This window comes from Clostridium beijerinckii, assembly GCA_003129525.1.
Lineage (GTDB): Bacteria > Bacillota > Clostridia > Clostridiales > Clostridiaceae > Clostridium > Clostridium beijerinckii_D.
On the sequence record CP029329.1, the window covers coordinates 1,017,310 to 1,032,242 of the forward strand.

At 27.8% G+C, this 14,933-nt stretch carries 13 protein-coding genes, 1 tRNA gene and 1 pseudogene; 12 read left to right on the forward strand and 3 right to left on the reverse strand.

Annotation, left to right across the window (positions count from 1 at the left end):
- Nucleotides 1–48: 48 nt before the first annotated feature.
- Nucleotides 49–954 (forward strand): two-component sensor histidine kinase, encoded by a 906-nt coding sequence (locus tag DIC82_04240; protein ID AWK50302.1) that lies wholly within the window; start codon nt 49–51, stop codon nt 952–954.
- Nucleotides 955–1,142: 188 nt separating this feature from the next.
- Nucleotides 1,143–1,217: transfer RNA gene (locus tag DIC82_04245), tRNA-Arg, on the forward strand.
- Nucleotides 1,218–1,263: 46 nt separating this feature from the next.
- Here DIC82_04245 and DIC82_04250 read toward each other — a convergent pair.
- Complete coding sequence (locus DIC82_04250) at nt 1,264–2,157, reverse strand: phosphatidylserine decarboxylase (GenBank protein AWK53032.1); 894 nt, start codon at nt 2,155–2,157, stop codon at nt 1,264–1,266.
- 443 nt (nt 2,158–2,600) lie between these two features.
- On the opposite strand from DIC82_04250, the gene DIC82_04255 reads away from it, so the two are divergent.
- Both DIC82_04255 and DIC82_04260 read left to right on the forward strand, forming a co-directional pair.
- Complete coding sequence (locus DIC82_04255) at nt 2,601–3,185, forward strand: TetR/AcrR family transcriptional regulator (GenBank protein ID AWK50303.1); 585 nt, start codon at nt 2,601–2,603, stop codon at nt 3,183–3,185.
- 47 nt (nt 3,186–3,232) lie between these two features.
- Entirely contained in the window at nt 3,233–4,021 is a 789-nt protein-coding gene (locus DIC82_04260) for a haloacid dehalogenase (protein AWK50304.1), read from the forward strand.
- A 79-nt stretch (nt 4,022–4,100) separates the two neighbouring features.
- On the opposite strand, the gene DIC82_04265 is transcribed toward DIC82_04260, so the two are convergent.
- Both DIC82_04265 and DIC82_04270 read right to left on the reverse strand, forming a co-directional pair.
- On the reverse strand, nt 4,101–5,696 hold the full coding sequence (locus DIC82_04265; GenBank protein ID AWK50305.1) for an ABC transporter ATP-binding protein: 1,596 nt from the start codon (nt 5,694–5,696) through the stop codon (nt 4,101–4,103).
- Nucleotides 5,697–5,879: 183 nt separating this feature from the next.
- On the reverse strand, nt 5,880–6,473 hold the full coding sequence (locus DIC82_04270; GenBank protein AWK50306.1) for a hypothetical protein: 594 nt from the start codon (nt 6,471–6,473) through the stop codon (nt 5,880–5,882).
- 222 nt (nt 6,474–6,695) lie between these two features.
- Between DIC82_04270 and DIC82_04275 the strand changes: the two genes are divergently transcribed.
- The 8 genes and pseudogenes from DIC82_04275 (at nt 6,696) to DIC82_04310 (ending at nt 14,474) form a co-directional block, all read left to right on the forward strand.
- Nucleotides 6,696–7,340 carry a hemolysin gene (locus tag DIC82_04275; protein ID AWK50307.1) on the forward strand — a complete coding sequence of 215 codons (645 nt, stop codon included), beginning with the start codon at nt 6,696–6,698 and terminating at the stop codon, nt 7,338–7,340.
- A 310-nt stretch (nt 7,341–7,650) separates the two neighbouring features.
- Nucleotides 7,651–8,466, forward strand: a complete 816-nt coding sequence (proB, locus tag DIC82_04280) for a glutamate 5-kinase (GenBank protein ID AWK50308.1) — start codon at nt 7,651–7,653, stop codon at nt 8,464–8,466.
- Nucleotides 8,467–8,481: 15 nt separating this feature from the next.
- Nucleotides 8,482–9,744, forward strand: a complete 1,263-nt coding sequence (locus DIC82_04285; GenBank protein ID AWK50309.1) for a glutamate-5-semialdehyde dehydrogenase — start codon at nt 8,482–8,484, stop codon at nt 9,742–9,744.
- Between the two features lie 162 nt (nt 9,745–9,906).
- Nucleotides 9,907–10,362, forward strand: a complete 456-nt coding sequence (locus DIC82_04290; GenBank protein AWK53033.1) for a GNAT family N-acetyltransferase — start codon at nt 9,907–9,909, stop codon at nt 10,360–10,362.
- Between the two features lie 78 nt (nt 10,363–10,440).
- Nucleotides 10,441–10,800, forward strand: a complete 360-nt coding sequence (gene mgsA / locus DIC82_04295) for a methylglyoxal synthase (GenBank protein AWK50310.1) — start codon at nt 10,441–10,443, stop codon at nt 10,798–10,800.
- A gap of 294 nt (nt 10,801–11,094) precedes the next feature.
- Nucleotides 11,095–11,342, forward strand: a pseudogene (locus tag DIC82_04300) (ferrous iron transport protein A).
- Between the two features lie 5 nt (nt 11,343–11,347).
- The gene (feoB, locus tag DIC82_04305) at nt 11,348–13,462 is read left to right on the forward strand and encodes a ferrous iron transport protein B (protein AWK50311.1); all 2,115 of its coding nucleotides are present in this window, start codon (nt 11,348–11,350) and stop codon (nt 13,460–13,462) included.
- A 232-nt stretch (nt 13,463–13,694) separates the two neighbouring features.
- Complete coding sequence (locus DIC82_04310) at nt 13,695–14,474, forward strand: short-chain dehydrogenase (GenBank protein AWK50312.1); 780 nt, start codon at nt 13,695–13,697, stop codon at nt 14,472–14,474.
- Nucleotides 14,475–14,933 lie beyond the last annotated feature (459 nt).

Here is a 14,933-nt window from a genome sequence, read left to right on the forward strand (position 1 = left end):
GTATATGGTAAAAAAAGTAAAATAGATAATAAAAAAGGGGATTTGAAAATGGTTGAGGTTGATATTTTAAAAGATGATCAGGTAGATAATGATTATATGTTAATCAAGGGGGAACTTGCGAAACTCTCAAAGGAAGAATTAATTAATAAGCTCATAAAATTATCAGAAGGTAAAAATGCTCAAGAAGATTTTATTTTAAATATTTCTCATGATTTAAGATCACCGCTAAATATAATATTAAGTATTTTTCAATGTTATAAGGATGAATATAAAGACATAGAAAAGGGTAGTGAATTTAAAGAACATATGGAAAGTATAAAAAGAAATGCATATAAGATATTAAAGCTTGTAGATAATCTTATAGATACTACAAAATTAGAAAAAGAATATTATAATCTTAAAAGATATAATTTAGATATAATTAATTTAATAGAATGGAATATATCATCTATAGATAAATACGCTAAACAAAAAAACATATCATTAGTTTTTGATACAAATGTTGAGGAATGTATTATGGCAATAGATCCAGAAGCAATAGATAGAATAATTATGAATTTAATTTCTAATGCAATAAAGTTTTCACCACAGGGAAGTAGTATATATATAAATACCTGGAAGAGCATTAATCAAATAACTATTTCAATAAGAGATGAGGGTATAGGGATACCTAAGGAAGAACAAAGTACTATTTTTAATAGATTTATTCAATCCTCAAAGAATAAAAATAATGAAAATTCCGGAAGTGGGATAGGTTTAGACTTAGTTAGATATTTAACAAAAGCTCATAATGGAAGTATAGAACTTATAAGTGAAGAGAATAGTGGGTCTGAGTTTATAATTAAATTACCTATAGAAATGTTAGAATTTAATGAAATACCACAAAATAAATGCTTAAATACTCAAAACAAAGTAGAATTACTTGAGTTAGAATTTTCAGATATTTATCTATAATAAATTAAGATAGATACTATAAATAGGTTATCTAAAAATAATCAAATAAACTTTATTTTTAGATAACTAATTCAAGATGGAAACACTATTTAATTAAATATTAAAATAATATTATATAAAATTAATATTATAAACTTGATTATTATAAGAGCTTGTGATAATATAAATTTGTTGTTTGAAATTAATATGGAGCGTTAGTTAAACGGATATAACCTACCGCTACGGACGGTAAATTGATGGTTCGATTCCTTCACGCTCTACCAAATTCATAAAAAGAATGGCTTAACCCTTGAAGTTAAGCCATTCTTTTTATTTTATAATTTTAGAACCAATACGTTCACCCAATTGAATTTTACATTCAAAGCCTAAATTAGATTGTTCTAAAATATCAGTATCTATTTTCACAGAATTTCTTTCAAAAAATAGTATTGTTGTTGATCCTCCAAATTTAAAATAGCCTTTTTCATCACCTTTATTTACGCGAATATTAGGTGAATAAGTTTGGAGTATTGAACCAACACAAGTAGCACCAACTTCTATATGTAGCACATCTTTAAAATTATCTGATTTAAATAATGACCATTCTCTTTTATTTTCGCAAAAAAGCTTAGGAATACTCTTCAGTGCTATTGGATTTACAGAATAGTAATGTCCTTTAATATAGTGATTTTCACAAGGGATGCCTGAGTCCACAAAGTGAAATCTATGATAGTCAGTAGGACATAGTCTTAATATAATGCATACTCCATTTGTATATTTATTAGCAATTGTGTCATCATTTATTAATTCTTTTAAACTATAGGTTAAGCCTTTAACTTGAATTATGTTATCTAAATCAATATTTTCATAAGCAGTAATTCTTCCATCACCAGGAGAAATTAATATATTTTCAGTTTTATTTAGTGGTCTAGCCTCAGGTATTAATTCCCTTATAAAAAAATCATTAAAGGAATTAAATTCAGAGGTTTTTTTCTTTGCCATGTCCATATCAATATTAAAACTTTCTATAAATGAGGGAATTTTATTAGCACTTAATTTTGTATCACAAAACATTCCATATATTTTAGAAAATAGTTTCTTTTTAGCAATAAGTTCAGTGATGTTTTTACCAATTGGAGATTCATATGTCCATTCAATGTACTTCTTCCCTGCAATGAGTTCTTCTTCATAGGTTTTTGTAGTTCTATTATATACTTCAATCATAAATTTAATTGTCAAAACTCTACAAAACAATACAGATAGAAATTCCATCAAGCTTTATAATGTTACAGTTATGACAAATAACCTCCATTTCTTATTTTAATTAGGCACGTGCATAAAATAGACTAGCATACTAACTTGTTATTTTTTTATGTGCCTTATATATATTCGAACTAAATTCTATAATAATACTATGGAATTAGTTCGAATTACTAGAAAATATGCTTTTAATAAATTATGTGTAAAAGATATGAATTAGTTTTATTATTTTTACACCTTAAGGCTAATTTTATCACATAAAATGAAAAATTCAAAAATAAGTTAAATTTAATAAATATATTATTAAATAATACGACGTATTCAATTGTAGAATTATGGTGTAATAATCATCTTGATGATATAATAGTTAATGGTAGAATTATGAAGGGGAAATGAGGAGAAGTATTATGAACAAAACAAAAAACTTGATATTTGAATCTGCAATAAAAGTATTTTCTGAAGCTGGATATAGAGGAGCTACAATGGATGATATAGCTGCAAATGCAGGACTTGTAAAAGGTACATTGTATTATCATTTTGCAAGTAAGGAAGAAATATTTAATTTTATTGTTGAAGAAGGACTTCAAATATTACAGAATCAAGTTAGTAAAGTTCAATATCTTAATGTAGGCCCAATTGAAAAATTGGTAAAAATATGTAGAATACAATTAACTTTTCTTTATGGATATACAAATTTTTTTAAAGTAGTAATGAGTCAACTATGGGGAAGTGAAAATAGACAAAATGAATTACGTAAAAAAATAAAAAAGTATATAAATGAAATTGAAATTAATATAAAAGTTGCAATGGAAAATGATGAAATCCAAAAAGGTGATACGGAACTTATAGCATTTCAATTCTTTGGGTCACTATGTTCATCTGCAATATATGAATCAATTTATAATGAAAGAACAAATTTAGAAAGTATTATTGAGAGTACAATAAAATTTACATTAAAGGGATTAGGAATAAATATTGAAACCGTAAATTAAGAATAATATTTGAATATATTAAATCGTGATAATAGGAGAGAAGTTAAATGAGGTTTTTAGCAAGTGATTTAGATGGAACTTTAGTTAGAAATAATAAAGTTATAGATAAAGATCTAAAAGCATTAAAGAGATTGAAGGAACTAGGGCATAAAGTAATAGTATCAACGGGCAGAAGTTTAAAAGGTGTAAAAGATATTTTAAGCGAATATCCTTTTGAGTACGACTACTTGGTTATGTGTAATGGTGGATTAATAATAGACAAGGAAAATAAAATAATACATGAAAAAGTAATACCTAATAAAATACAAAATAAAATAATTACCGATTTCTATAACATGGGAGATTCATTAATATATTATGATGATGGAAATGATACATATATGATAGAAAATGAATCAGTGGATATATCAAATGTAGATGCAGATTTCTTTAATCATTTTTCATATAAAATTACATTGGAGCATGCACTAAGTAACACTATGGATTCACAGATTATGAGTATTTTTAATGTATCACAATCAATAGAAAAATCAGAATTTATAAGAGATAATTTGTTGGAAAAATACAGTAAGCATATAGAAGCATTTAGGAATCAATGTTTTGTGGATATAGTACCTAAATATTGTTCAAAAGGAAATGCCATTATGAGAATATTAGAAGAGGAGAATAAGGGAACAGAAATGTTGTATGCAGTAGGAGATTCTTTAAATGATGTATCAATGTTCAATATTACAAAAAATAGTTATACATTTAATTCAGCAGAAGAAGTAGTAAAGCCACATGCTGATAATCTTGTTGATTACGTTTATGAAGTTGTAGAAGATATGTTAAGATAGAAAACCTATTAATAATTATATAAAGGAATGCCATTTAAAAGGATTTTTGATATTCCCTTTAAATGGCATTTTTCTAATTCTATTTATTAGAATTAGAGAATTCTAAGTATTCATCAAATGTCATAGTTTTATCAATTATAGAACCATCATCTTTAATATCTATAACTCTAGTTGCTATAGTTTGGATGAATTGGTGGTCATGAGAAGCAAATAGTATGTTACTGCTATAATCTTTTAAACCATTATTTACAGCTGTTATTGATTCAAGGTCAAGATGGTTAGTTGGTTGATCTAACATTAATACATTAGCATTAGAAAGCATCATCCTAGATAACATACATCTAACCTTTTCTCCTCCAGATAATACATTAGCTTCTTTTAGTGCTTCTTCTCCGGAGAATAACATTCTACCTAAGAAACCTCTAATATAGCTTTCAGACTTTTCTTCTGAATATTGTCTAAGCCAATCTACTAAAGAAAGGTTACAATCATCGAAGAATTTTGAATTGTCATTTGGGAAGTAAGAATTAGTAATAGTTATTCCCCATTTGAATTCGCCACTATCTGGTTCCATTTCGCCAGCTAATATTTTAAATAATGTAGATACAGCTATTTCATTACCAATAAGAGCAATCTTATCTCCTTTATTAACCATGAAACTTACATTGTCTAAAACTTTAACTCCATCAATAGTTTTAGATAAATCCGTAACTGATAAAATATCATTACCAACTTCTCTTTCAGGTTTAAATCCTACAAAAGGATATTTTCTGCTTGATGGTTGTATATCATCTAAAGTAATTTTATCTAATAATTTTTTACGAGAAGTTGCTTGCTTAGATTTAGAAGCATTAGCACTAAATCTTGCAATAAAGTCTTGTAAATCTTTAATTTTTTCTTCCTTTTTCTTGTTTTGATCTTTTGATAATTGAAAAGCTAATTGACTTGATTCATACCAGAAATCATAGTTACCAACATAAATCTTAATTTTTGCAAAGTCAACATCAGCCATTTGAGTACAAACTGAATTTAAGAAATGTCTATCATGGGATACAACTATAACAGTTCCATCAAAGTTACCTAAGAAGTCTTCCAACCAGTTTACAGCTTTTAAATCCAAGCCGTTAGTAGGTTCATCTAGAATTAATATTCCAGGATTACCAAATAGAGCTTGAGCTAAAAGAACTTTAACTTTTTCTCCTCCAGTTAATTCTGATACATTTTTAAAATGAAGATCTGTTCCTATTCCTAATCCTTGTAGAACTGAAGAAGCTTCAGATTCAGCTTCCCAACCATTAAGTTCAGCAAATTCACCTTCTAATTCAGAAGCTTTAATTCCATCTGCATCAGAAAAATCAGTTTTTGCATATATTTCATCTTTTTCTTTCATTATTTCATATAGTCTTTCATTACCCATTATTACAGTTTCTAGAACTTGAAAATCATCATATTTATTATGTTCTTGCTTTAACACTGACATTCTTAAGTTAGCAGCAATCGAAACTTCACCAGTATTAGGTTCTATTTCTCCAGACAGTATTTTAAGGAATGTACTCTTTCCAGCACCGTTGGCACCAATAACTCCATAGCAATTTCCAGGAGTAAATTTAAGGTTGACATCTTCAAAAAGTTTACGTCCACCAAATCTTAGACTAACATTTGATACGTTTATCAATCTTTCTACCTCATTTCATATTATTATAATTATTATAGCAATGTACAATGCACAGTTTTCAATGCACAATTAAGGCAAATTTCCTTAATTGTGTATTGTAAATTGTGCATTGGTAATTACATAAGTAGTTTCGTTTCATGTTGATTATTATATCATACAATCAATGTATTTTGAATTAGTATATTACTTGTAATCTTTAGGAGTGCCAAAACATTCATCTATTAATCTTTCACTCATACGTCTATAGAGATTGCTCATGTTGACATATGCACATATAAGCAAAAGTTTTTCTTCATATTCTCCTAGAGTGTCATCCTTAGTATTTACCAGCTGTTTTATATTATTATAGATTTTATTTGAAGAATTTTCGATATCTTCTAAATTCAAATCATAGATATCAAGAAAAGATTGATATACATCATTTAAAGGATATTCCTGTTCTTTTTCAAAAGAATCAACTATAGGAGTTAAAATAGTTTTAATATCAGTTAAAGATAGACATCCTTTTAAGTTATAAATTAAACCCATTAAAATAAGATGATTTTTAGTATACTTTTTATTTTTAATTTTCATTAGAAGATTACCTTTTACATAATTATTAATCATGGTTTTAGTAAGAACTTTATCATCATCATTTCTTTTAGTGTAGCTTAATTTACTTTCAAAAAGTTGCATTACTTGATCCATGTACAAATCAATTTCAGGAAAAGCATCTAAATTAATATTATTAGATGCTTTCTGTGAATTTATATAGCTATCAATATTAAAGTCATTCATAAAATTTCACTCCTCACATAGTAATAAAAACTATGTCTTTTATTATAATTTCAATATTAATCGAAAGAAAGTGATAATTCAAGCATTTATGGGTAAAATACTAATTATCAATAGAAAATAAGGAAAAATAACTTTTGCAATATAAATGGATATATGAAATAATTATCAATATACTAACACGTAGTTATCAAAACTATGTGTAATTAAATGGGAGGTAAGAGGATGGAGAAATATTTAAGAGAACCTATTAATGGATTAACTCATTGTATTGGTGCAGTATTGTCATTATTTGCTTTGATTGCTATGTTAGTTAAAGCATATATAACAGAAAGTTCTGCAATAACATTTGGATCAGTATTATTTTTGGGAGTAAGTATGATTTTATTATACAGTGCATCAACAACATATCATTGGGTAAAAGCTAGTGATAAAGTAATAAAAATGCTAAAAAGATTAGATCATTCAATGATATTTATTTTAATTACAGGATCATATGCTCCATTCTGTTTAGTGGCATTAAACGGGAAAATAGGGACGAATTTATTTTTAGCTGTAACAATATGTTCAGTTATAGGAATAGGATTCAAATTGTGTTGGGTAACTTGTCCTAGGTGGTTAAGTAGTGCAATGTATATAGGAATTGGTTGGTTTGCAATAGCTGCAATATATCCAATATCGAAAGTTTTACCAGTAGCAGGGTTAGTATGGTTCGTTTTAGGTGGAGTAATGTATACAATAGGTGGAGTAATATATGCATTGAAAACAGAAAAAAGGATATGGCTATTTGGAAGACATGAGATATTTCATGTGTTCATTATGCTAGGTACATTGTGTCACTTTATTTGTGTATTTTCATATATAATTTAAAGAAGAGATAATATGAAACTAAAAAATGAATATTAAAATTTATATTCTGCTGGTTTTGATTATTAAATAAATATAGGACTAAGGGATTCGATTTGCATCCTTTAGTCCTTTTTTATTTAGTATTAGAAGATTCAATTTCTATTTTAGCAAACCTCCTTAGAAAATACATTTATTAACAATAACTATACTAAAAATTGGAGTTATAATCCAGGTGAAAGTTTAGGGATAATATTTTCTATCTTGATAAGATAAATTAGGTATAGTAAGATAAAATATAAGAAATAAATATCACTTTTAAGGGGATGTAAAAATGGGCTTTCGTCAAAGATTAAAAGATGCCAACAGAATAGTTGTAAAGGTTGGTACATCGACATTAACTTATGATAATGGAAATATTAATTTAAGTAGAATTGAAAAATTAACAAGGGTTCTATCTGATATAGTTAATTCAGGTAAACAAGTTACTCTTGTAACATCAGGTGCAATTGGTGTTGGTGTGAATAAATTGAAATTAAAAGAAAAGCCCCAAAGTATAAGAGAAAAGCAAGCAGTAGCATCAGTTGGACAATGTGAATTGATGCATATATATAGTAAATTCTTTGGAGAATATAGTCACATAGTAGGTCAAGTTTTACTTACTAGGGATGTAGTAGAAGATGATCATATTAGGGAAAATGTGTGTAACACATTTGAAACCTTATTGGAGAAGAAAATAATCCCAATAGTAAATGAAAATGATACAGTTGCAATAGATGAAATAGAGAATATAGTTAGATTTGGAGACAATGACAATCTATCAGCTATAGTAGCATCATTAATTAATGCAGATTTGCTAATAATATTATCTGATATAGATGGATTTTATGATTCAGATCCGAGAAGCAATGATGAAGCAAAATTATTAAAAGAAGTTAGGGATATAACACCTGAATTAGAAGAATGTGCTGGAGGGGCTGGCTCCAAATTAGGTACTGGTGGAATGATTACAAAAATAACAGCAGCTAAAAAAGCGACCAAAGCAGGGGTAGATATGGTTTTGGCTAATGGTAGTGAACCAAGTATATTATTAGAGATTTTAAGTGGTGAAGAAATAGGAACTTTATTTTTATCATCTGTAAAAAAATAGGATGGAGGTTAAAAGATGAATGAATTATTAGGAAAAAATTATTTGGTAGATATGGGGCAAAACTCAAAAGAAGCATCTTATGAATTAGGTATTGCATCAACAAAGGAAAAAGATGATGCACTGATTTTTATGGCTGAAGAATTGATTGATGCAAAGGAAGAAATAATTAAAGCTAACGAACTAGATTTAGGAGTTGCTAAATCAAAAGGTACATCAATAGCTATGTTAGATAGATTAGCACTAAGTGATGAGAGAATTGAAGGAATGGCTGATGGACTTAAAGATGTTGTTAAACTTCAAGATCCAATTGGTGAAGTAATTTCGATGTGGCAAAGGCCAAATGGATTACAAATAGGACAAAGGAGAGTGCCAATTGGAGTTGTAGGAATAATTTATGAAGCAAGACCTAATGTAACGTGTGATGCAGCAGCACTTTGTTTAAAGACAGGAAATGCTGTTATATTAAGAGGTGGTAGTGAAGCTATTAATTCGAATAAAGCTATAGTTAAGGCTTTAATTAAGGGGATTGAAAGAGCTGGATTACCTAAATATTCAGTTCAACTTGTAGAAGATACAAGTAGGGAAATTGCAACTGAGATGATGAAATTAAATGAATTTATAGATGTTCTTATTCCAAGGGGAGGAGCCGGGTTAATTCAATCAGTTCTTAAAAATGCTACTATTCCAGTTATAGAAACAGGTACTGGTAACTGTCATATATATATAGATGAAAACTGTGATTTTGAAATGGCAAAGAATATTGCTGTTAATGCAAAGGCATCAAGGCCTTCAGTTTGTAATTCAGCTGAAAAGCTTCTAGTAAATGAAAAAATAGCTAAGGACTTTTTACCAATAGCAATTAAGGCTTTAAGAGAAAATGGAGTTTCAGTTAAAGGTGATGAAGCATCACAAGCTATAATAAATGATATTGAAAAAGCTAATGAAGAGGATTGGGGAAAAGAATATTTGGATTATATCATGGCAGTAAAAATAGTTAAGGATGTAGATGAAGCAATTACTCATATAAATAAATATGGAACAGGGCATTCAGAAGCTATCATTACAGAAAGTTATAAAAATTCTCAAAAGTTTCTTCAAAGAGTAGATGCAGCAGCAGTTTATGTTAATGCTTCAACAAGATTTACAGATGGTTCTGAATTTGGATTTGGAGCTGAAATAGGAATAAGCACTCAAAAGTTACATGCTAGAGGTCCAATGGGACTTAAGGAATTAACAACAATAAAATATATTATTTATGGAAATGGACAAATAAGATAGAAGTTTAAGTATCGACATATATAATAAAAATATGAGGGAGTGGCTTTTTAGAGAAGTACCCCTATATTTTTATTTACTTTCATATTAAGAATTGTACATGTTTAAATTAATCAAAAAATAAGTTACTAGAGGTAAAATATTATGAATGGGAGAATAATACAAATGAATAAATGGAATATTAGGGAATTTAATAAATTAACATTGAAACAATTATATGAAATAACTAGAAGTCGATGCGAAGTATTTATCCAAGAGCAGAAGATTATATGTGAAGAAGAACTTGATGGATTAGATGATAAGTGTATACATGTATTTTTAGAAGAAAATGAAAGAGTAGTAGCCTATTGTAGGATAGTTCCAAAAGGAATAAATCATGAAAACATATCAATTGGAAGAGTATTGGTTTTAAATGAATTTAGAAAAAAAGGTATTGCCCAGGAAATGCTTAAGGAAACTGTTGAATATATTAAGTCAAATTTTCAAGAGAATAAGATTGTGTTATCTTCGCAGCTATATGCAAAATCATTATATGAAAATGTTGGATTTATTGTAACATCAGATATCTATGAGGAAGCTGGAATACCTCATATAGAGATGCATAAGTTGTTAATAAAATAATCTTTTTTTATTTATGGAATTATAGTATAATTTCAATGTGAAAACGTATTACAAAAATGTAAAAAGGGGATGACAGTTATGAAAATTGCTTTAATAGCTCATGATAAAAAGAAACAAGAAATTATTGAATTTGCAAAAAAGCATAAGGAAATATTAGCTAAGTATGATTTAGTTGCTACTGGAACAACAGGAAAGATGATATCAGAAGCAACTGGGCTTGAGGTTAAGAGATATTTATCTGGGCCATATGGAGGAGATCAACAGTTAGGTGGGCGTATTGCTGAAGGTCAGATTGATTTAGTAATATTTTTTACAGATCCACTAACTTCACAACCTCATGAACCTGATGTATCAGCATTACTTAGAGTGTGTAATGTACATAATGTAGCAGTTGTTACTAATATAAAAACAGCAGAGCTTATAATAGACAAATTTTAATTAGTGGACATGCTCTGATATAAAAATGAAGTAGTATTTTTATTGCAATGATATTTATGGGATTTATAATTCATATGTAGTGATTTTAGAATATACTAATAAATAAAGTGTATTCCGAATGATTACTATGAAATTATAAGTCTCATTTTTATTTATGTATATTAAAAAATACAAGTTAAAAATAAAAGATACTTTCGAAGTACTTTTAATTGGAAAATAAAAAATTAGAACCTAATTTCAAAAAAAATCATAAGTTATTAGTAGCACCATAAATTAATTTTCGGGGAGAAAGTAATGGATAAACAAGAAGAGATATTAAGTAAGATAAATTTAGATGAAGAAGTTAGAGTGGTTGAAATTGATGCTGAGGGGAACTCAGAAGAAGATTCTTTGATTTAGGAATAATAAAGAATACCATTATTGAACCACTATATATAAGTCCCTTTGGAGATCCAAAGGCCTATTTAATAAGAGGAACAGTTATTGCTATTAGGCATGATGAGGCTAATAAAATAAGAGTTAGAACAATTAGTAAGGAGTGAGCTTAATGGGGCTGACTAAAGGTTCTATGGGAATTAAAATAATAGAAAGCGGTGATAAAGATAAGAAATATGATTTTACAATTGGACTAGCAGGAAATCCAAATGTAGGTAAAAGTACTGTATTTAATACACTTACAGGACTTAACCAACATACAGGAAATTGGCCTGGTAAGACAGTAACTAATGCCGAAGGTTTATATGAGCACAATGACAAAAAAATAAGAATTATAGATTTACCGGGAACTTATTCCTTATTATCTGATTCTGAAGAAGAGGAAATAGCAAGAGATTATATTTGTTTTGAAAATCCAGATGTTGTAGTTATAGTAGCAGACGCAACATCTTTAGAAAGAAATTTAAATTTATTTATACAAATTTCAGAGATAACAGATAATATAATTTTATGTGTAAATTTAATGGATGAAGCTAATAAGAGGGGAATATCAATAAATGAAGGTGAATTAAGTAATATATTAAATATAAAAGTTATCAAAACATCAGCAACTGATAAAGTAGGATTTTCAGAATTAAAAGATGCAATTAATGAAATAGTTATTAATAATCAAAATAAAGTTAGAACTATAACTTATAGCGAGGATATTGAATTTGCAATAAAGAGCGTAGAGGAATTATTGAAAGATTTCATTATGGATAATAAGAAAAAAAGGTGGATTTCTTTAAGATTATTAGAAGGAAATAAGAAAATAAAAGCAAAAATTAAGATGAAATTTAATATAGATGAAATTATATTACAAAAGATTAGTGAAATAGCTATAAAGACAGAAAAACATATGAATAATAAATGCATTGGAGATGAATTAGTAGAACAAATAATTAAAAGAGCAGAAGAGGTAACTAAAGCAGTAGTTAAAAATAAAACTAAATATGATGATTTTAGTAAAAAGGTAGATAAAGTTCTAGTATCTAGAATGACAGGAATTCCGGTTATGATACTACTATTAATATTAATACTATGGACAACAATAACTCTTGCGAACTATCCATCTCAAGTTTTGAGTTATATGTTTGAAGAAATAGGCTTATGGTTGAAAGATTTATTGCAAAGTGTAATTTTACCTAAATGGATAGAAGGCATATTAATGGATGGTGTATATGCAACATTAACGTGGGTAATATCTGTAATGTTACCACCAATGGCAATTTTCTTTCCAATGTTTACATTACTTGAGGATTTAGGTTACTTGCCAAGAATAGCATTTAATTTAGATAAGTGCTTTAGAAAATGCTCTTCATGTGGAAAACAAGCACTAACAATGTGCATGGGGCTTGGCTGTAATGCAGCAGGGGTAATAGGCTGTAGGATAATAAATTCACCTAAAGAAAGATTTATAGCAATTTTAACAAATGTGTTCATGCCTTGTAATGGTAGGTTTCCTATGTTAATTACAATTGCTACAGTATTTGTTGGAGGAATGGCAGGTGGATTTAATGGAAGTCTCTTTTCAGCAATTATAGTAACCACAATGATTATTTTAGGTGTATTTATGACATTAATAAGCTCTAAGATATTAGCTAAAACTGTATTAAAAGGTACGCCATCACATTTTATTTTAGAATTACCTCCTTACAGAAAGCCTCAAGTAGGTAAAATATTACTCAGATCACTAATAGATAGAACATTATTCGTACTTGCAAGGGCAATTGCAGTTGCAGCGCCAGCTGGAGCAATTATTTGGATATTCGCAAATGTTATGATAGGCGATTCATCAGTATTAATGTATTGTACAAGTTTTTTTGATCCCTTTGCTAAGATTATAGGGATTGATGGTTATATAGCAGTAGCATTTATCTTAGGACTTCCAGCAAATGAGATTGTAATGCCAATTATGATAATGAGTTATTTAAAGCAATCAACAATGATAAATATAGATGGATTTGATGGCTTAAAAGAAGTACTTTTAGCTAATGGATGGACAACTCTTACTGTAATAAATACTATGATATTATGTATAATGCACTTTCCGTGTGCTACAACATTACTAACAATAAAAAAGGAAACAGATAGCATTAAATGGCCAGTTATAGCATTTATACTCCCAACAATACTAGGAATAGGACTTTGTTTTTTAACAACAATAGTATATAGAATTGTAGCTTGAAATAAACTTAAAGGTTTGAATGTATATTTAGCATTTAAGCCTTATTTTAGGTATCTTCAAGATTAAAACTTCTAAAAAGTGATAATAAATTATTATATGTTAGTATAATATACTTTTTTGATATAATTACGTAAGGCATATTCAAAAAAATAAAAGATCCAATATAAATCACATCTTTAAGTTTGTTATATTTTTTGATATGCATAAAAGAATAAGAGAAGGAAAGAGAAAAATGAATATTTTAAATAGATATACATTGATAACTGGTGGGACCGAAGGAATTGGTCTAGAATTAGCAAAACTTTTTGCTGCTGACAATCATAATTTAATTATCGTAGCTAGAAATCAAGAGAAATTAGAAGCTATTAAAGTTAAATTTGAAAAAGAATATAAAATAACTGTAGAGATAATACAAACTGACTTATGTGTGGATAAATTCTGTGAAAAAATAATAAAAGTTGTGGAGGAAAAAAAATTCATTGTGGATAATTTAATAAATAATGCGGGTATTGGTGGTTTTGGATTTTTCAGCGGATCAGATGATGGATTTGAGGAGAAATTAATAAATATAAATATTATTGCATTAACTACTCTTACGAAGTATTTTATAAAAGATATGATTAAAAGACAAACTGGTGGGATCTTAAATGTAGCATCAACAGCTGCTTTTATTGGAGGACCTAAGATGGCTATGTATTATTCGAGTAAAGCATATGTTTTATCATTAACAGAAGCAATTCATGATGAAGTGGAAAATTTAGGCGTAAAGGTAAGCTGTCTTTGCCCAGGACCAGTAAAAACATCATTCCAAGAAAAGTCAGGTATAAGAAAGTCAGAAAAAGCAAAAAAATATTTAATGGATGCGAGTAAGGTTGCAGAAGAAGCTTATTTAGGATTCTGGAAAGGAAAGACAATAATCATTCCAGGTTATAAAAATAAATTATTAATCTTAGTGAATAAGTTAATACCAAGATTATTAAGTAGAAAAGTAATATTAAAGAGCAATAGTTAGTACAGATGTAAAAAGTGAAAACTACTCTTATGCAAATTGACTGAAATAAGAATTAGTGCATTTATTTCTATACTTGTATATATATAGAATAAACAAGAATAATTTAGGCTTGGATATTTATAATTTAGTATAATATGGACAATGAATAAAAATTCATATTAAATGCATTTTTATACTTTAAATAATTATACTTATGTGATAGTATTAATATATTGTATGAATATTTATTCTAAATACATAGAATAAAATTAATAAAATATGATTAAAATAAAAAGAATTATATTAAATATATAACTATCCTTAATTTATCTTGACATAACATCATCTATCAACTAAAATAGTTGAAAAGAGAAAATTTTAAAAGTTAAGGTACACTTTAACTTGGTCCTGTGAGGCCAAAAAGGGAGCATAACTATGATATTTGGAAGCATAATGAAAAATTTCATAGCTTATTTTTTG